Raw genomic sequence first — 19,529 nt, 5'->3', positions numbered from 1 at the left:
TAATATTAAGATGGTCGCTACTAAATCCGATGGTTGACAAATAAGCAGATGGCAGTGCAGTTAGCTCAGGGTGCAACATTTAATCTCTCTAAAGCAGCCCCGGATTTAAAAAAAATGGCGATCGCCCTGGGTTGGCAGGTGACAGAGGCTGGAGAAAACTACGATATTGATGTCTCGGCGTTTATGCTAGGTGCTGATGGCAAAATACCTAATGATGAATATTTTATATTTTACAATAATCTCAAATCCTGTGATGGTTCCGTACTGCAATCTATTCCCGATCGCCACAAAGGAGGTAAAAAAAATAAGACGACTTATGGGGTGATTTTAGATAAAATTAATCCCCAAATTCAGGCCATAACTTTTGCAGTCACAATTCACGGTGCACAGCAAATTAATGCAAGTTTTAGCAACATCAAAAGTGCTGCAATCAAAATTTTAAATTTGGATACGGGAAAAGAACTGGTTCGATATGAATTAACCGAGAATTGGCAGCAAGAGACGGCTATAGAATTGGGCCATTTGTCTCGAAAAAATGGAGAGTGGATATTTCATGGGGTATCCCAAGGATATCAAGTAGGATTGCAGGGTTTGGTTGACAAGTATCGCCCTACAAATAGGAATAATCAGGTTCCAATTACTAATGAATTGGCGGCGGTAACAGCAGGGGATGATTTACAGTTTCCGGCTTGGGAGTTGGAGGTGGAGTCAGAGGCGGAAACTGCCGGCGAGGGGCTCTCGGTGCGATCGCCCACTCACAATCAAGTTAATTGGGTAATTCCTAAAATACCCCTAGCGTTAGCCGCAAGTTTAGGGGTTTTGGTGTTGGGAATCAGTGCCGGTGCGATCGCCTTAACTCAAGCAGCCGATTCCACACTGAAGCAATCGAAAATATTGCTAGCTGAAACCCAGAATGCTGTGACAGCAACCGATGTCAATCTGCTGAGAAGTTTCCATAAACGCCTTAAAGAAGCGATCGCTTCTTTAGATAAAATTCCTAACTTACCTGGCTGTGGCTATCAACAAGCAAGGGCAGATTTGCTGCAACTTAGCCAGACTTTGGTTCCTGTTGAGCAAAATTTACAAGCCGCAGAAAGTCTCGCAAGGGCGCAAAAATTGGCGATGGAGGCTGCTGTGGTTGTGCAAAAGCCTCCTCATGCTGTGGAAGTTTGGCATCAGTCCCAAGCTAAATGGCAGCAGTCGATCGCACTTTTAGAAGCGATCGATCCACGTACACCTGTTTATAGTCTAGCTCAAAATAAGTTATCCAGTTACCGGGCGAATCAGGCTGCGATCGATCAAAGAGTTGCGATCGCTCAAAAAGCTGCAAATTTCAGCAATCAAGGTTCTTTGAAAATTCAGAAGGGAGATGTTTCAGGGGCTATTTTCAACTTTAATCAGGCTTTAGGTTTGAATCCCAATATACCTCAAGCTTACCTCGGATTAGGAATCGCTAGTTCAAAACAGGGAAACAAACAGCAAGCCATTTACAATTACGATCGAGCGCTGCAATTTAATCCTAACTTGGCAGAAGCCTATTTGGGTCGCGGTCAAGTATACTATGAATTGGGAGATAAACAAAAGGCGATCGGCAGTTACGAACAAGCTATTCGCGTTAATCCTAATTATGGCTTGGCTTATTTGGAACGAGGTGCTATTCGCTGTATGTTGGGTACAAAATCGGAAGCAGTAGCGGATTTTCACCAAGCTAAGGAACTGTTTTCCCAGCAGAAAGATGACAACAATTACCAATTAGCCAAAACCTTTATCAATGATTGTCAAGAACCGAGTGCAGAGGTGATAATTTGCGATTATCGCAGGAATATTGACTCCTTGGGAAGACCCTGCAATCGAGGTTTTAATCCTCCGGTTATCATTAGAAGAAAATCTGCCAACAGTGCACCAAACACTGAATCTACTGATGTTAAAAGCAATGGCAGCATCAATCCATCACCGGATAATTCTAATACCAGTAGTACCAGAACTCGCAGGCGGAGAAGAAGTAAGAGGTAAACTTCAGTCCCGTTAGTTAATAGGTGACAAAATGTGCTGGTAAGCATCAATGGTTTGTTGGGCGATCGCCTCCCAATTATAATGCTTGTTAGCGTATTCTCTGCCATTCAATCCCCGCCGTTGGCGCTCATCTGGATCGAGAAGTGCTGATTTGATTAAATGGGCGATCGCCCCAACTTCCAGAGGGCCAACCCAACCAGCTTCTGCTTGCTGTATGTCTGCGGAAATATGAACGCGATCGGAAATCACCACAGGTACACCAGCAGCCATTGCTTCTGCTACAGCAATACCAAAGTTTTCGTAATAGGAAGGCAATACAAATAAGTCAGCATTTGTCAATAGTTCCCGTTTAAAATCACCGCTCACAAAGCCAGTAACTGTGGTACATTGTGCTAAAATAGAATTATGTATTTTGAGTTTAATTCCTGTTTCATACTCGGCATCCTGGGGATTTGAACCAGCCAAAATAAAATGAAACTTAATCTGCGATTTCCAAATACTTTCTAAAGCCGGAAGTAGCAAATCCAGCCCTTTTTTCGGTTCGATGCGCGACATAAATAAGATAGTTGGTACTGAAGATGCTCGCAATTTCTGAGAAAACAAACCGGGTGTCACCCCCAAAGGAATCACCAAATCCAGCGGCCTAGGCATCCGATCTGGGCTATCCAAACCAAATCTTGCTGAGATTTTAGCCTCTTCTTTACTGGTGAAATGAATAGCGGTGGCCCCTGATAAATTAGGACGTTCTAAAACAGTACCATAAATCTGTTTTAACAGCTTCTTTTTCTGTAAATCCGCCGGATCGAGCATACCGCAGGGACGGATAATATAGGGTAAATGGTGATATCTAGCAATGGTAGCTGCGAGGGTAGTTACTGGTGAGAAAAGAGCATGAATATGAGCTAGGTCAAATTGGTGTACATGGTCATTTAACCACTGCAATAATGAGAGGGAAAATTTATATCTGCGCCAGGGATAACAGCGGAAATAAATAATCTGATAGCCGTTTTGTTCTAGGGGTTGATTGAGGGGAACATCTAAGGGAAGTTGACCGATATCTCCATTAGAATTTGTGGTGATAATCGTGACATCAATGTTTTTAGCAGCGAGGGCTGCGGAAAGTTCGAGTACCATTTGACTGGGGCCACCGTAGACGAGGGAAATGGAGGGAATAATTTGGAGAATTCGCATTGTTAGCACTGGTTGTTATAGGTTGACACTCCTCGGCTTGAAAGCACGACGATTCTTGGATCAATCAGTCAATTTGCTCGTTGATGTTGCCACCATTGAGTAGAGATTGTTCTTTCCCCAAGCGTTTATTTCGGCGTGCCCCGCCGTATTTAAATTGATTCCTGGATGCAGAATTGGGCGTAGTATCCGTCAGCACGACGTACAATTCTGATTCGTTTAATCTCTTCAGGTGCATAAAAATGCAAGTCCCGATTGCCGATTAACTTAAATTTTCCCGCAGCAAAGCCGTCTTTAAATGTCAGGCATCTTTTATCGGTAGAAAGCGCCCAACCTGACGTTTTATACTCGACCGAGCGAGTATGTTTCTTGAACTGCGGATAGCCCTTTTCTGTTTTTTTTTGCTTGGCAATTAGCAAAAAAACGTTGGATAGCAAAAATGGCACGTTCAGCGGAAGCCTGACGTGCCATCGAGTTAAGTTTGCCTGCCCATTCAAACTCTTTCTATAAGGACCGGGCTTTCAACCCAATTATTTGGTAAGAATTAATTGAACCGCTAAGGCGCTATTGAGGCTAAGCAAGAACCTCCCAAGCAAGAACCCCCCCAGCCCCCCAAGGCAGGGTGGATTAATTGTCACAGGATAAAGGTATCATAGAATAGGCGATCGGGTATTCACAACTTGGAAGACTATCAGTCATGGAGTGCATCAACAATGAACTTAATTGAAGCAATTAAATCTGTTCCCGACCATCGACAACCGAGAGGAATCAGACATCCTTTATGGCTGATACTAACAATAATTTTATTAGGCAGTTGTACGGGATATTGGGGCTATAAGCCCTTGGTTGATTTTACCACAAATCATCGAGCAACCCTCATCAAATTATTTAAGCTGTCACCCGATGTTAGATTTCCGTCAGACTCGACTTTGAGAAACATAATTCAATCATTAGATTTTGAGATTATCACCATCCTTTTTTCAGAAGTGGCAGCAGATGGAAAGGTAAAAAAAGTCGGCGTCGATTAGTTTATTTCCATGAATCACACTATTATTTAAGTAGTCTGGACTGGTCAGCTAGTCAATTTATTGATGGCTAACCAAGTTGAAAATATCAGTGAGTTGCTTTTCGGTTTTTTGACCCGTGACAAACCAGTTAAATCCTTCACGTAGCACTCGCGCATTGCCCGATCGGCTTAGTTTATTTTTTCGAGAATTAATCCACCCTCCCCCTGCCCCCCAAGGGGGGAAAGAGGAAAGGGAAAGGGGAAGGGGGAACAGGGAACAGGGAATAGGGGTTCCCCATGCCCGATGCCCCATTAATGCAATAACTCCTCTAGTTGTTGCTGGTTCCACAAATATTGATATAGCCCTTGTTGCCCTACTAATTCTTTGTGAGTTCCTACTTGGACAATTTCTCCTTTTTCCATCACAAAAATGCGATCGGCACTAGCAGCCGCTGACATTTGATGGGAGATAAAGATGACTGTTTTGCGATCGGTTCCGGTTGCCAAATTCTTTAAAATGTTGGTAGCAGTTTGATTGTCAACGCTGGATAAAGCATCATCTAAAATGAGTACGGGAGCGTCAACTAATAGGGCACGAGCTAGGGCTGTCCGTTGTCTTTGTCCGCCGGATAATGTAATGCCGCGCTCGCCGACAATTGTTTTGTACTGCTGGGGAAAGTTGAGGATTTCTGGGTGAATTTGTGCTTGTTGGGCGGCGTGTTCAATTTCTGGCTGTTCTGCTGAGGGATTGCCGTAGCGGATGTTATTCTTGATGGTAGTACCGAAGAGAAAGCTTTCTTGGGGTACGTAGGCGATCGCCCCGCGCAAGTCGGTCAATTTTACCTGAGTAATATCTAATCCGTCTACAAATAATTCACCTGGCTCGATATCCAGCAGTCTGGGGAGTGCATTCGCCAAAGTTGATTTCCCAGAACCGATGGCCCCAACAATAGCTACAGTTTCTCCCGGTTGAATGGTAAAGTTCAGGTTTTTCAGGGCGGGGATACTAGCACCTGGGTATTTATAATTTAGGTTGCAGGCTACTATCTCGCCTTTAACTGGAGTAGGGAGTTCAATTGCATCAGTCCGATCGTAAATTTTGGGTTCGACGGTAAGGATTGATTCGATGCGATCGACACTCACTTCTCCCCGCTGATAAGCAGTAATTGTGAAGCCCAAAAGTGCTGTCGGAAACACCAAACGCTCGACATAAATCAGTAAAGCGACAAAATCTCCCACGCTAATTTCACCCTTAGCAATGGAACCTCCCCCCGCAGCGAGCAAAACTAACAAACTCACACTTGCCAAACCGCCTAGTAAGGGGAAAATAAAATTGCGGGTTTTTGCTAATTCTAAATTTGCTGAGAGCAATTTTTCATTACAATCACCAAAAGCGCGGCGTTCGTTCTCTTCTTGAGCGTAGATTTTAATTACGGAAATGCCGCTCATATCTTCTTGAATCAAATCGCTCATCGCCGACAGTTCTTCCTGGACAGCTAGCTGCTGGATGCGCAGTTTGTCGCTAAATAATTGTACCAAAACTAGCATTAAAGGATAAACGGCGATCGCCAACAGAGTCAGCCGCACGTTAATTCCCAGCATCACGGGCAAAGTTAAAGCGTAAGCAAAGGCTGTATTCGCCAAACTCAGCACCGCAAACCCCACCAAGCGGCGAATATTATCCAAATCGGAAGTAGCGCGGTTAATTAAATCTCCGACTGTATTGGCCGCAAAATAAGATGGTTCTAAAGTTAATAAATGATTAAATATTTTCTGTTTGAGGTCAAATTCGACTTGACGCCCCACGCCAAATAGAAAAATCCGCGACGCCATCCGAATTACCCACATGATTGAGGCGAGTACCAGAATTAGCAACACGTAGTTTAAAACTTGGTCAAATTCGATCGCAACTTGCAGAGTGTCAACTGCATTCCGAATCAGCAGGGGAATGTAAACGCCCACAGCATTGACAATTAGCAGGGAAAAAACGCCCCAAAATGTCGCTTTCCAGTGGGGGCGCATATAAGCACCCAGTTTTTGCAGTCGAGAATAACGAGCCATAGGTAGAAGAAGGAAGAAGGAAGAAGGAAGAAGGAAGAAGGCTCTTCGATTTAGCGAGAGGGTAAAAAGCATAGGTGTTAACTTAAGCTGTCAGCCCGCCCCGTGTCCGTTAGTCATCCATCAAGTCCGGCAGGGGTTGAAACCCCTGTCTAATAGCGAAAGTCCTCTCAAAGAGGACTGAAGAGAAGAATCTCAACTCATTAGTCCTCTAAAAGAGGACTAATGAGTTGAGGCAGGGGTTTCAACCCCTGCCGGACTATTGGTTGTACCTTAAGTTGACACCAATGGGTAAAAAGGTACTACACAGATTTTGACACGAATACACCGATTCAGTTTAGGGCAGGATCTCCGGCCCACCCCACCAAAAAAATTACTCTTTGTGGAACAGGCCCGACAGCCTGAACAGGCAAGAATTGTGGACTGCGGTGAGTTTAACCTGACTGGACAATAAACCAAAAATCGATCGATTTAGCACTCAGCCTCAGAGAGTGCTAAATTTGCTATGTAAGCAAATGGAGACAAAACATGACCAAAATAGTTGCATTTAGCGACAAATCTCGGCGGGCACTAGAACGCGGTGTCAATCAACTGGCTGATGCTGTCCGCATTACCTTGGGGCCCAAAGGTCGGAACGTCTTATTGGAAAAGAAGTTCGGAGCTCCCCAAATCGTTAACGATGGTATCACGGTTGCTAGAGATATCGAACTGGAAGACCCCTTGGAAAATGCTGGCGCTCGCTTAATTCAAGAAGTAGCTTCCAAAACTAAAGATATCGCAGGCGATGGCACAACAACGGCAACCGTTCTGGCTCAATCCCTGATTCGTGAAGGCTTGAAGAATGTCGCCGCGGGCGCAAATCCAGTCGCCCTGCGCCGGGGAATTGAAAAAACGATCGCCCACTTGGTACTAGAAATCGCCAAATTGGCTAAACCTGTCGAAGGTGATGCCATTGCTCAGGTTGCCACTGTCTCCGCCGGTAATGACGAAGAAGTTGGCAAAATGATTTTCCAAGCCATGGAAAAAGTCACCAAGGATGGCGTAATTACTGTTGAAGAGTCGAAATCTCTGTTGACAGAATTAGAAGTTGTCGAAGGGATGCAGTACGATCGCGGTTATCTGTCTCCCTATTTTGTTACCAACACCGATCGCATGGAAGTTGAGTATGAAAACGCTCGCATCCTGATCGCCGACAAAAAAATTAGTTCGATTCAAGAACTTGTCCCCATTCTCGAAAAAATCGCTCGCGCTGGTCAACCGCTGGTAATTATCGCCGAAGATATTGAAGGCGAAGCTTTGGCAACTCTGGTAGTCAACAAAGCCCGTGGCGTATTGAATATCGCAGCTACCAAATCTCCCGGATTTGGCGAACGTCGCAAGGCGATGCTTCAAGATATCGCCGTTCTCACCGGTGGTCAACTGATTTCCGAAGAAGTCGGACTCAGCATTGATACCGCCACTTTGGAAATGCTCGGTACCGCCCGCAAAATTACGATCGACAAAGAAAACACGATTATCGTTGCCGGCGAAGAGCACAAAACTGATGTGGAAAAACGGATTGTGCAAATCCGCCAACAGCTAGAGGCGACGGATTCGGAGTATGACAAAGAAAAACTAACCGAACGCATCGCCAAACTCGCAGGCGGCATCGCTGTGATCAAAGTCGGCGCTGCTACCGAAACCGAGCTCAAAGACCGTAAACTGCGTATTGAAGACGCTTTGAACGCTACTAAAGCTGCTGTGGAAGAAGGTATCGTTCCCGGAGGCGGCGCGACGCTAATTCACTTGATTACAAAGATAGAGGCGATCAGAAATACTTTAGACGCAGAAGAACAGCTTGGCGCTGATTTGGTTGCGAAAGCTTTGGAAGCACCTTTGCGTCAAATCGCTGATAATGCAGGCGTTGAAGGTTCCATCGTCATCGAGGGTGTCCGTGGTAGCGAGTTGAACTTTGGTTACAATGCTCTTACCGATGTCTACGAAGATCTGATTGCGGCGGGGATTATTGACCCTGCTAAGGTAGTGCGATCGGCTCTACAGAATGCTGGTTCCATTGCTGGTATGGTGTTAACCACTGAAGCTGTGATTGTCGAAAAACCAGAGAAGAAAAAAGCTGGTGGTGACATGGGCGACATGGGCGGCATGGGCGGCATGGGCGGCATGGGCGGCATGGGCGGCATGGGCGGCATGGGCGGCATGGGCGGCATGGGCGGCATGGGCGGCATGGGCATGATGTAGTTCATCACCAGGGACGCACTATCCACCTAATAAACCCGGTTTCTGGCGCGCTATCAATATCCAATCAGGATATTACCTCCAGAAACCGGGTACAACTGTGAAACAACTGTGAAATAAGAATCTGCGATCGATATCAATAACAGGCTTTCCGACCTCTACCTCTCCATTTTGTATCGCCTACATCTTGTGTAAAAAGTTAGAATCTGCTTTAGTATTAAGTTATATTCAAATAAATACAATTTCTTAAAAATTTTTGTATCATGGATTGTTGGGCTGAAAATAGCACCATACACCGCAGCAGTACAGTGTTCAAAAATATTTCAGTGAGTTAAACTAATTTTAGATTTTTGCGTCGGAATCCCGGCAACATACTTCGGCTAGACAATCCTTGGGCAGCACAACTACCTGTACTCATGTTGGTATAGCAGATGTCACCAAAAATATAAAGCTTAACTTGCAAGCTATCAAAAAATACCCATGCAGGAAGTTATCAACTGGTTTCAGTCTTTTTTATCTAACTCTGTTGATGCTTTCCTAGAGTGCGATGGACAGCAAAAGTATCTATCTGTTAATCCTATTGCTGCTGCTTGGATGGGATTAGAGCCTGCTGAAATAGTCAACAAAACCAATCAAGATTTATTGAAATTATATCCCAATAGTGCTGCTCTAAAAAACATTATCTCCCAAATCGATTCCTGCCTCAAACAAGTATTGATTGCAGGGGAAAAAAAGCTGGCAATTCACGAGGTAATGGAGAGAGATGGCGGGATTAAAATTTATGAGACGACTTACACGCCAGTGGTGGATACTTCTAGCAATCAAATGCGGGTTTTCGGTGTGGGTCGAGATATCACTAGGCACTACCGCTGGCAGCAGCAGAAAAGTCAACAGTTGCGCCACTCGAATCATTTACTTTGGTTAAACGCTGCTAATAGTCCCCTGGCAATGGTAGGCTGGGATGAAAATTTTCGGATAGTTCAGTGGTCTAAACGGGCTGAAGACATCTTTGGCTGGACATCTGAGGAGATGATGGGTAGGGAATTCGGCGACTTGGCTTTGGTTTGCGAGCAAGATATCGAGGCTGTAACTGCGCTCCAACTCGAACTAGCAACCGGTAAAGCCAATACTTCAATTAATCGAAATTATACTAAAAGTGGCAAAGTTATTTGGTGCCATTGGTTCAACTCTATTATTCGCAGTGGGGATAATTTTACGGTACTTTCTTTGGTGGAAGATATCACCGAACGCAAATTGTTAGAAGCGGCACAATCCCAAGCTACTAGATTGACAGCAATGGTAGCTGATGTCGGGATTGCTCTCACTAAATACCCTCAAGATATCTTGATGCCCTGCTGTGAGGCAATGGTTCAAAATTTGGATGTGGTCTCTGCTAAAATTTGGACTTTCAACTCTCAAGAAAATATCCTCGAAATCCAGGCATCAGCCGGAAGTTATAGCGACCAAGACAATATGGCACGCTTTGTTGAAGGTAAAGTTAATCAGATTGCCAACAGCAAACAACCTCAAATTGACTGTTCATTTGAGCCGGATAATTTTCATATTAATCCCCAACAATTAGGGGGGTTAACAAGTGGAGAGTGTGTGGAATTAGCAACTGTTAACAATCCCAAAGTGCGACATAATTACAGTCCCCAAAAATCTCTTATAACTTTTTCTGGCTACCCCTTGATTGTCGAAGAACGCTTAGTGGGAGTCATGGGAATTGTTAGCGATCAACCGATGACAGAAGCTTTTCTGGAAACTATAGCATCGGTGGCTGATGTCATTGCTTTAGGCATCGAACGCAAGCGTGCAGAAGCTGAATTAAAATCTGCTAGAGCATTCCTCACTTCAGTGGTAGAAAATCTGCCGGTGGGGGTGTTTGCGAAAGATGCTTCCTCCCTGAGATTTGTGCTGTGGAATAAAGCGGGAGAGACGATCGCAGGTGTTACTTCCGCCGAGGCGATCGGCAAAAATGACTACGATATTTATCCCAAAGAACAAGCAGATGTTTCCACAGCTCAAGATCGGGAAATTTTGACGAGTTCTCACAACCAGCCCCGCGTCACCGAAATTGTCGAAGAACCATTTCAAACTCGCCACAAAGGTATGAGAATACTGCACACGAGGAAAGTGCCTATTCTTGACTCGAAAGGTAATCCTCAATATGTTTTGGGCATTACTGAAGATATCACGGAACGCCGACAGGTAGATGAAAGTGTTCGTCTCTACGACCAAATTGTTGAAAATATGCAAATAGGTTTGTACGTCTACCATTTAGAAAATATTGAGGATGACAGGACCTTAAGGGCGATCGCCTCCAATCCCGCTGCTACCAAGTTTACGGGATTAGAAATGGCAGATGTTCTGGGAATGACAATAGACGAGATTTTTCCCAAGTGGCGTGCGAAAAATATTCCCCAAGCATTTGCATCGGTAATTCGTAGTCAAAAAGCCTTAGAAATTGAAGATCTTGAGTGTGATGAAAGCGATCGCATAACCCGCGCTTTTTCTATAAAAGCTTTTCCCTTACCCAACAACTGCGTCGGCGTAGCTTTTGAAAACATTACCGATCGCAAAACCCTAGAATTAGAACTAAAGCTAGCCTTGGAACAAACCGAACGTTCCGAACAACTGTTGCGCACAGTCCTTGACAAAAGCAGTGATTGGATTTTTGCCAAAGATCTAAATTTTAGATGTATTTTAGCAAACAATAGCTTCGCTAAAGGTATTGGTAAAACTGTCGAGCAAATTATTGGCAAATCGGATTTAGAACTGGTTATTGAAGAAGATATCATAATTGATAATGGTGCGGAAAATCTTCAAGAAATACGCAAAGACGACTTGGCAGTATTGGCTGGTGAAATCATTCATAATCCCTGCGAACCAGCAACATTTGCTGATGGCTCGATACATATTTTTGATACCCAAAAAGTCCCTCTTCGAGACCAGGAAGGTAATATATTTGCAGTGCTGTCTTTCGCTCATGATATTACTGAACGCCATAAATCTGAAGCCGCCTTGCGTAGAAGCGAAGCCAGATTTAGGTCTTTGGTAGCTAATATTCCCGGAGTAGTTTATCGGTGGTGGTGCGATTTTTGTGTCAGTTTTATTAGCGATGCCGTTTACTCGCTCACTGGTTATCCGGCTGCGGATTTTAGATTGCTTTCCGACAGGGTTTCTCGGACTTTTGCCAGCGTTATTTATGCGGAAGATTTGGAGCAAGTTGAAGCTACTATTCGGAGGGCAATAGAAAATAAACAGTCTTACAGCTTGGAATATCGCCTGCTGGCGGCAGACGGCACGATTAAATGGGTGTGGGATAAAGGTTCTCCTGTATTTGATGAAGATGGAAGCGTTTATTGTTTGGATGGGGTAATTTTTGATATTAGCGATCGCTACTATGCTCAAGAAGCCCTGCAACAAAAAACTTCGGAGTTAGAAGCTGTTTTTCGCGCTCTACCCGATTTGTACTTCCGACTCAATGCTGATGGGGTTATCTTGGATTATCTCTCAGGCAATTCATCGGATCTTTACATTCCTGTCGAAGATTTTGTGGGCAAAAAAATGTTAGATGTTTTGCCGATCAATGTAGCACCCCAATTTGAACAATCTATTATTAAAACATTAGAAAATAAGACCTCTGTCACCTTAGAATATTCCTTAGATACAACGGAAGAACCACAAATTTATGAAGCACGATTTATGCCTTTTAAGGTAAATCAACTGATTATTATTTCTCGCAACATCACCCTCCGAAAACAAGCTGAATCTAAATTGAGAGATAAAAATTACGAACTCAAGCAAGCTTTGAATCAACTAGGAAAAACTCAATCTCAACTAATTCAAGCTGAAAAAATGTCTGGCTTGGGACAGTTAGTTGCCGGAATTGCTCACGAAATTAATAACCCTGTAAGTTTTATTTACGGTAATGTCACCTACGCTCGCGAGTATGCAAACAATCTGTTGAAACTGTGTTGTTTATACCAAGAATATTACCCACAACCAGTTTCTAAAATCGCTGATTTTGCGGAAGAAATAGAAGTAGAATTTATGAAAGAGGATTTTCCACATCTGCTTAATTCAATTCAAATAGGAGCCGATCGCATCGGAAAAATAGTCTTATCTTTGCGAAATTTTTCGCGTCTAGAAGAATCAGATATTAAACGTGTGGATATTCATGAAGGGATTGATAGTGCTTTGTTAATCTTACAACATAAACTCAAAGAAAATGGTAGAGTTCGCCCCATTGAAATAGTTAAAGAATATGGCGAACTGCCACTGGTACAGTGCTATGCTGGACAGCTAAATCAAGTGTTTATGAATGTTTTAAGTAATGCGATCGATGCTTTAGCAGATGTCAGACATCGGAAGTTGAAAGTGGCTAGTGGTTCCCCAACGCAAGGGCAAGATGTTCCTGGTGTACCAGTACCTATAACTTCCAACCCATCACCTTGCATTCGGATTCGCACGGAAGTTGTGGAAAGCAATCGGGTGGCGATCGCAATTTCGGATAATGGTCCGGGAATGGAAGAATCTGTTAAATCTCGGATATTCGATCCATTTTTCACTACTAAACCTGTGGGAAAAGGTACTGGTTTGGGACTTTCAATCAGTTATCAGATTGTAGTAGAAAGACACTGTGGCTCCCTGCGCTGCATTTCTGCGCCGGGAGGAGGGACAGAATTTGCGATCGAAATTCCTATTCGACAAAGATAATTTGTTATTGGTTATTGGTTATTGGTTGTTGGTTATTGGTTATTTGTTATTAGTTATTGGTTATTTGTTATTAGTTATTGGTTAGTGGTTATTAGGGCATGATATCATATCAAATAAAGATAGTAACTAAAACTGGGAAATATCAACATGGTATACAAAGGCATAAATACATCTAGTGGTGTTGGCAAACAAATTAAAGATGATGATGATGATGATTCCTACGTTGATTATTTTTATGACGATCCGGGGGCTCCGCCGGGAACTCTGGACTTAGAACCGGGCGCACCACCTCCCGATATTGTGTTAATTGACTATTCCGAAGCAACAGCTACTCGCTCCAAATTGGTAAATCCTCAAGAAGCTGCTGCGTATTTAGATACAGAATCTGTATCTTGGGTGGATATGTTGGGATTGGGAAATAAAGAAACTTGGCGGCAAATGGGTCAAATATTTAATTTGCATCTGATGACCCAAGAAGATGTAGTTAATGTTCCCCAGCGACCGAAGGTAGTAGACTATGAAGACCATCTTTTAATTATTGCATGGATGGTAATGATTAAGCCTAATTCATTTAATTTTCATAAAGAACAAGTGAGTTTAATTTTGGGTAAACATTACTTGCTAACTGTTCAGGAAGAGCCGGACTATGATTGTTTTGACCCGGTGCGCGATCGCATCCGCAAAGGACAAGGAAGTATTCGCAAGCACGGAGCAGATTATCTGGCTTATACTCTCTTAGATTCGATTATCGATGGATTCTTCCCAGTATTAGAAGTTTATGGAGAGCTGATTGAAGAATTAGAGGACGAAGTGGTAGTCAAGCCCACCCGTAAAACCCTGGAAAAAATCTATAAAATCCGCAGAGAATTGCTGACTCTCCGTCGCGCCATTTGGCCACAGCGGGATGCAATTAATGCGCTAATTCGAGATAGCAGTGATTTGATTAGTCCAGAGGTGCGAATTTATCTGCGAGACTGTTATGACCATACAGTGCAGGTGATGGATATGGTGGAGACTTATCGAGAATTGGCTTCGGGTTTAATGGATGTTTATCTATCCTCAGTTGGCAACAAAATGAATGAAATCATGAAATTATTGACAGTGATTTCTAGCATTTTTATTCCCCTAACCTTTGTTGTGGGAGTGTATGGCATGAATTTTAATACTGAAAAATCGCCCTTGAATATGCCAGAGCTGAATTGGTATTTTGGTTATCCCCTTTGTTGGGGGCTGATGGTGACGATCGCCTCTTCTTTAGTTTACTTTTTTTGGAGGCGGGGCTGGTTTGAAAATTTTTCTACTATTAAAGATGACGGAAATCTAAAATCCTAAATTGATTGGCGAACGATCGCGTACAATAAATTTGGGGAAAAAGTAGGCGCAGGCGGTTGCGGATTAATGAAAGTTAGTCTGAGGAAAGTCCGGGCTCCCGAAAAACCAAACTTGCTGGGTAACGCCCAGTGCGAGCGATCGTGAGGAGAGTGCCACAGAAAGATACCGCCAATTAGTGATTAGTCAGCAGTCATGGGTCGTTAGTAAGTAACTGAGGACTTGAGACTAGGAAGCAACAACTAATTTGGTAAGGGTGCAAAGGTGCGGTAAGAGCGCACCAGCAGCATCGAGAGGTGCTGGCTCGGTAAACCCCGGTTGGGAGCAAGGTCGGAGGAACTATGGTTGGTTTTTTACCAGTTCCGTTTTTGGGTACCGCTTGAGGCGTCTGGTAACAGGCGTCCCAGATAGATAACTGCCCTCGAAAATTGCTTGCAGTTGAGAGAACAGAACCCGGCTTATGTCCAACTTTTTCCCCCCAAAAAATCCCCAGCAACAGGAAGTGCGGTAATGGAGGTAACGGAGATGAAACAACCAATAACCAATAATTAATAACTAATAACTAATAACAAACAACCAATAACCAATAATTAATCACCAATAACCACTAATAAATTTAAGATGAATCTTGTTTATCCAGCTCGCCAAAAAGAACTTGAAAAATTAGTAGAAAAAATAGGAATCTCCCAGAAGCATTGTATTAAATGGCATCTAGTAGATTTAGCTTTGACTCATTCGAGTGCATCAGCTAAAGCAAATTACGAACAGTTAGAATTTGTCGGTGATGCTGTGGTGCGGCTGGCGGCATCGGAATTGTTGTTCGAGATTTATCCTGATTGTGTAGTGGGGGAATTTGCGGCGATTCGATCGATCCTGGTGAGCGATCGCATTTTGTCAAAAATTGCTGAAAGTTACGGATTCGATCGCTATTTGATTGTTGCCAGCAGTGCAGCCAGCGACAAAACAGGGGCGGAAAGCCGGCTAGCAGATGCCCTAGAAGCCTTACTGGCTGCCCTTTATTTGAGTACCCACACCTTAGAATTAATTCGCCCTTGGTTAGACCTTCACTTTCAACGGCTAGCAACGGAAATCCGCAACGATCCGGCCCGCCAAAACTACAAAGCTGCTCTCCAGGAATTGACTCAAGGTAAATACAAAATTTTGCCAAAATATAGTGTAAAAGAAACTGGTACAGTCCAGGGTGGTGAGGATCGTTTTACCGCACAAGTTCGACTTCAGGAAGAGTTACTAGCCGAGGGCAAAGGTCGATCGATCAAAGCGGCAGAACAAGCTGCGGCTCAGGCTGCTTTTAATAAATTAGTTAGTAGTCAGTAGTTAATAAAACCGGAGACGATATTAGTAAAAATTAATAATCCATGAAAATCGGAATAGCTGTATTGGGTGCTGGCCGCTGGGGAGTCAATCTAATTCGCAACTTTTTAGAACATCCAAACAGCGAAGTTTTAGCGATTGTAGACCAAAATCCAGATTCCTTGGCAGCAGTCAAAACACTGTTTAATCTCAATGAAAATGTAATTTTAGCTGGTGATTGGGCCCAAGTGCAGGAATTGCCAGGGCTAGAAGCAGTGGCGATCGCCACTCCCGCCTCTACCCACTATACCCTCACAGCCGCAGCACTCAACAGTGGCTACCACGTCTTGGTAGAAAAACCCCTCGCCCTCAACAGCGATGAAGCCCTAGAACTCTGCCAATTAGCCGAAAAACAGCAGCGCCAACTCTTCGTGGATCACACTTATCTATTTCATCCAGGAGTTGATAGAGGTCAAGCAATTATTCAACAACATCAACTGGGAAATTTGCGCTACGGTTACGCCCAGCGCACCCATCTCGAACCCGTGCGGCACGATGTTGATGCCCTTTGGGATTTAGCCGTTCATGATATTGCTATTTTCAATACCTGGCTGGCACAAACCCCAGTTCAAGTAAGGGCCATGGGTAGTGTATTTCAGAAGGCAACCCCCCCCTCGCCCCCCCCAAGGGGGGAATTTAGAAGGCAAACCCCCCCTTCCCAAGGGGGGAAATGTCCGCCTGACCTTCCCCAAAATTCTTTGGAAGGACTAGCAGATTTAGTTTGGGTAACACTCACCTACCCAGACGGATTTCAAGCATTCATTCACCTGTGCTGGCTAAATCCCGACAAACAGCGCCGCTTAACCGTTGTTGGCAGTTTAGGAACTTTGATTTTTGATGAAATGTCGCCAGAAACACCCCTAATTTTATACCGAGGGAATTCAGATGTTGGGGGTGAAGAAAATAGTTTGGGAAGGGTTCGTGCAGCCGAGCCAACTATCATCAAAAATCGGGAAATATTGAGTTTAGAGCCAGTGGAACCCCTGCGTCAAGTGTGCGATCGCTTCCTCCATTGCGTCCAAACAAATACTCCCTGCCCAACATCTTCCGGCTCCCAGTCCGTCCAATTAATCCGCATTCTTAGCGCTTTGAGCCAATCCTTAGAACTCGACGGACAACCATTAACTATTAGCCTCTAATTTCCGTTATCAATCAAAACCTTTAAACATGACATTTTCTTTGAGTAAATCCGGGTTGTCAACAGCAGCATTTGATTGCTGAGTAACAGGTAAAGAAATTACTACAGTCGCACCTTGATTGATACCCGCACTGTGGATGGTAATACTCCCTCTCATAGATTCCATGATTTTTCGAGAGATAGCCAAGCCCAAGCCATTACCACCAAATCGGCGAGTAGTAGAGCCATCAACCATGACAAAAGGCTGAAATAATTTTTGCTGTTGTTCAGGCTCAATACCAATTCCCGTATCTTTAATAGTCACTACCACCGATTCGCGATCGTCGCTAACGCTGGGGATATTTTCTCCGAGATTCCCGTTGAGTGGATCGGGAGTTTTGATTTTGTTAGATTCAAGGTTTATGGATATAGTAATGCTGCCGAATTCGGTAAATTTCACAGCATTGCTCAAGACATTTAAAAACACCTGCTTGAGTTTTTCCGGGTCTGCATAAACAGTAATAGGAGGGCGAGCGAGGGGCAAATGTAACTTCAAACCTTTTTCCTTAATCGGAATAGCCTGTAATTCAACAGCATCTTCCAAGACCTCATTCAGATCGATTACTTCAAACATCAGCGAGAAGGAACCGGCTTCGATTTTAGCAATATCCAAAATATCATTAATGATATTTAGTAACTGCATAGCCGAGTCGTGAGCTCGCTGCAAAAAATCCATTTCCTCCTCTCGGTCATCGCAGTAGCCGTCTCGTACAATTTGCAGAAAACCAATAATCCCATTGAGCGGGGTTCTCAATTCGTGAGAAATATTGCGCAAAAACTCATCTTTTAACTGATTGGCAACTTTTGCTTCCTTGGTGGCAACTTCCAATTCGTCTGCCCAGGATTTGAGGCGACCGACCATACTGTTGAGGGCATCGGCTAATTGATTGAATTCGCGAATTTTGAGATTTTGTGGGACTGCTTGTGGTGCTTCTGTGTCTACTTTTAGGGCGTAGTCTCTGAGTTTTTCCAAAGGACGAGCTAAGTCGCGAGACAAATATAAAGTGGCGATGATACTAGCGCCTATTAAGCCCACAATCAGATTAAATAAAACCTGCTGAATTTCTTCCAAACCGGACAAGGCGTAATCCAAACGGGAGACAGCTAAGATAATCCATTTGCTGTTTTCTTTTTGAGTTAAAGGGCTGGGGATAGCAGCGTAGCCAGCGAGCAATTCTACGCCATTTTTTTCAAAGGAAAATAGGTGTAAAAAAGCTTGTCCTCCGGCGATCGCCCTTTTGAGGAGACTCTTGAGGCGATCGGCATCGGCTTCCTGGTCGATATTGCGTCCTACGCGGTCAATATTGGGGTGAGCCAAAATGGTCCCATCTTGGTCGATCGCCACGGTATAGCCAGCCAGAGAGCCCTTGGGAGCACTGGTTTGGACTGGCAAGGAGGACTGCAAACTCAGAGCATAACTCAATTGGCGACTATTGCCACGACGAGTGTAAACGGGGGCACTCAACACCAAACTCACCTGACTTTCCTTCCCCTCTTGGCCCTCCTTGCTGGAATCGGAAAACTTAGCAGTAGAGGAAAGGGGATTTTTGTCTTTAGTTTTCTCCTGCTGTATATCTGGCCAAGACAGACTGATGTAGACGCTCTTGTCGTCCAGTAGAGCCTGTTGCTGCTGTTGCTGCGGCCAAAAATTAGCAGGGGGCGACTTTGACAGAATGGGAAGAGGTCCACAGGTGCTGGCGATAACTTGATTTGTCTGCAAATTAGTCAATTGCACGCAATCTACCTGAGTGGGCAACCGCTGCCCTAGCTGCGCGATAAACTTTTGATAATCTTTGGGTTCTACAGACTGTAGTATGGAGCTTTCCGAAGCGCCGATCAGATTAGATCTGAGTGATTTGGCCCACTGTTCAATAGTTTCTGCTTTTCTGACGGCACTTTCGGTCAGATTTTGACGTGCTGTTTCCAGAAGCGTCGATCGTGCTTTGCGATAGGTAACATACTCCCCCACCAGTAGAACGGGTACGCTGAGCAACAAAATCCGCGACAGTAAAATACGGCGAAAGGAGGATTGACCTAACTTAACCATAGGACATTTCTAAATTAAGGTGCGACACCTAACAACGACCATAGTGCAACAAAGCAGACCGACTGGCGGATCTGTCAAGGGTACTTTGCTGAAGAGACAACACAGCTTCACAAGAATAGTTAAGCATAATTATAGGAGCCACGGTCCTTGATTGGGTCAGGCGATCGATCTGGGATCTCTCCTAAAGGAAGAGGTATTGCGGCTAATTCACTCAGTCCTAGACCCAAGGGGCATCGGTAAGCTCGAATGGTAGGATGGTTGAAATACTCACCGGGCTAAAGCCACGGTGATTCTTGACGCTTCACAGGGTTCTGCTACCTTTCATAGTCTTACAATCCCTCTGCGCCCGTTTAGAGTCGTGGCGATTCCCCATCCCGACTTTT

General features: G+C 44.2%; 11 protein-coding genes, 1 other RNA gene and 1 pseudogene. 8 read left to right on the top strand and 5 right to left on the bottom strand.

Annotated elements, in window-relative coordinates; all coding sequences use genetic code 11:
* Positions 1–48 precede the first annotated feature (48 nt).
* Positions 49–2,013: a TerD family protein gene (locus AAFP14_RS17505; RefSeq protein WP_341733515.1), complete on the top strand. Its 1,965-nt coding sequence runs from the start codon at positions 49–51 to the stop codon at positions 2,011–2,013.
* Between the two features lie 12 nt (positions 2,014–2,025).
* Here AAFP14_RS17505 and hpsP read toward each other — a convergent pair whose 3' ends face one another.
* The 3 genes and pseudogenes from hpsP to AAFP14_RS17490 all read right to left on the bottom strand — a co-directional run.
* Positions 2,026–3,204, bottom strand: a complete 1,179-nt coding sequence (gene hpsP, locus AAFP14_RS17500; protein ID WP_341733514.1) for a hormogonium polysaccharide biosynthesis glycosyltransferase HpsP — start codon at positions 3,202–3,204, stop codon at positions 2,026–2,028.
* A gap of 64 nt (positions 3,205–3,268) precedes the next feature.
* Entirely contained in the window at positions 3,269–3,439 is a 171-nt protein-coding gene (locus AAFP14_RS17495) for a hypothetical protein (RefSeq protein ID WP_341733581.1), read from the bottom strand.
* Positions 3,369–3,705 (bottom strand): annotated as a pseudogene (locus AAFP14_RS17490) (RNA-guided endonuclease TnpB family protein); the annotation flags it as partial. The gene AAFP14_RS17495 and the pseudogene AAFP14_RS17490, both read right to left, overlap by 71 nt.
* Before the next feature lie 209 nt (positions 3,706–3,914).
* Between AAFP14_RS17490 and AAFP14_RS17485 the strand changes: the two are divergent.
* Positions 3,915–4,229, top strand: a complete 315-nt coding sequence (locus AAFP14_RS17485) for a transposase family protein (protein ID WP_341733513.1) — start codon at positions 3,915–3,917, stop codon at positions 4,227–4,229.
* Positions 4,230–4,519: 290 nt separating this feature from the next.
* Here the strand turns inward: AAFP14_RS17485 and AAFP14_RS17480 are convergent, their stop codons facing one another.
* Complete coding sequence (locus AAFP14_RS17480) at positions 4,520–6,268, bottom strand: ABC transporter ATP-binding protein (RefSeq protein ID WP_341733512.1); 1,749 nt, start codon at positions 6,266–6,268, stop codon at positions 4,520–4,522.
* 525 nt (positions 6,269–6,793) lie between these two features.
* Between AAFP14_RS17480 and groL the strand changes: the two genes are divergently transcribed.
* The 6 genes from groL to AAFP14_RS17450 all read left to right on the top strand — a co-directional run bounded on the left by groL (position 6,794) and on the right by AAFP14_RS17450 (position 17,061).
* Positions 6,794–8,503, top strand: coding sequence for a chaperonin GroEL (groL, locus tag AAFP14_RS17475; protein WP_341733511.1), 1,710 nt, complete (start codon positions 6,794–6,796; stop codon positions 8,501–8,503).
* 477 nt (positions 8,504–8,980) lie between these two features.
* Positions 8,981–13,222, top strand: coding sequence for a PAS domain S-box protein (locus AAFP14_RS17470; RefSeq protein WP_341733510.1), 4,242 nt, complete (start codon positions 8,981–8,983; stop codon positions 13,220–13,222).
* A 147-nt stretch (positions 13,223–13,369) separates the two neighbouring features.
* The gene (gene corA / locus AAFP14_RS17465) at positions 13,370–14,554 is read left to right on the top strand and encodes a magnesium/cobalt transporter CorA (RefSeq protein WP_341733509.1); all 1,185 of its coding nucleotides are present in this window, start codon (positions 13,370–13,372) and stop codon (positions 14,552–14,554) included.
* Positions 14,555–14,593: 39 nt separating this feature from the next.
* Positions 14,594–15,027: RNase P RNA component class A (gene rnpB / locus AAFP14_RS17460), an RNA gene on the top strand.
* A gap of 145 nt (positions 15,028–15,172) precedes the next feature.
* The gene (gene rnc, locus AAFP14_RS17455) at positions 15,173–15,886 is read left to right on the top strand and encodes a ribonuclease III (RefSeq protein ID WP_341733508.1); all 714 of its coding nucleotides are present in this window, start codon (positions 15,173–15,175) and stop codon (positions 15,884–15,886) included.
* Between the two features lie 41 nt (positions 15,887–15,927).
* Entirely contained in the window at positions 15,928–17,061 is a 1,134-nt protein-coding gene (locus AAFP14_RS17450) for a Gfo/Idh/MocA family protein (RefSeq protein WP_341733507.1), read from the top strand.
* Positions 17,062–17,070: 9 nt separating this feature from the next.
* Here AAFP14_RS17450 and AAFP14_RS17445 read toward each other — a convergent pair whose 3' ends face one another.
* Positions 17,071–19,146 (bottom strand): sensor histidine kinase, encoded by a 2,076-nt coding sequence (locus AAFP14_RS17445; RefSeq protein ID WP_341733506.1) that lies wholly within the window; start codon positions 19,144–19,146, stop codon positions 17,071–17,073.
* Positions 19,147–19,529 lie beyond the last annotated feature (383 nt).

The sequence above is a fragment of the Microcoleus sp. EPA2 genome (assembly GCA_020882975.1).
GTDB lineage: Bacteria > Cyanobacteriota > Cyanobacteriia > Cyanobacteriales > Microcoleaceae > Microcoleus.
The sequence above is the reverse complement of the archived record's forward strand: the minus strand, read 5'-3'. Positions and strand labels throughout refer to the sequence as shown.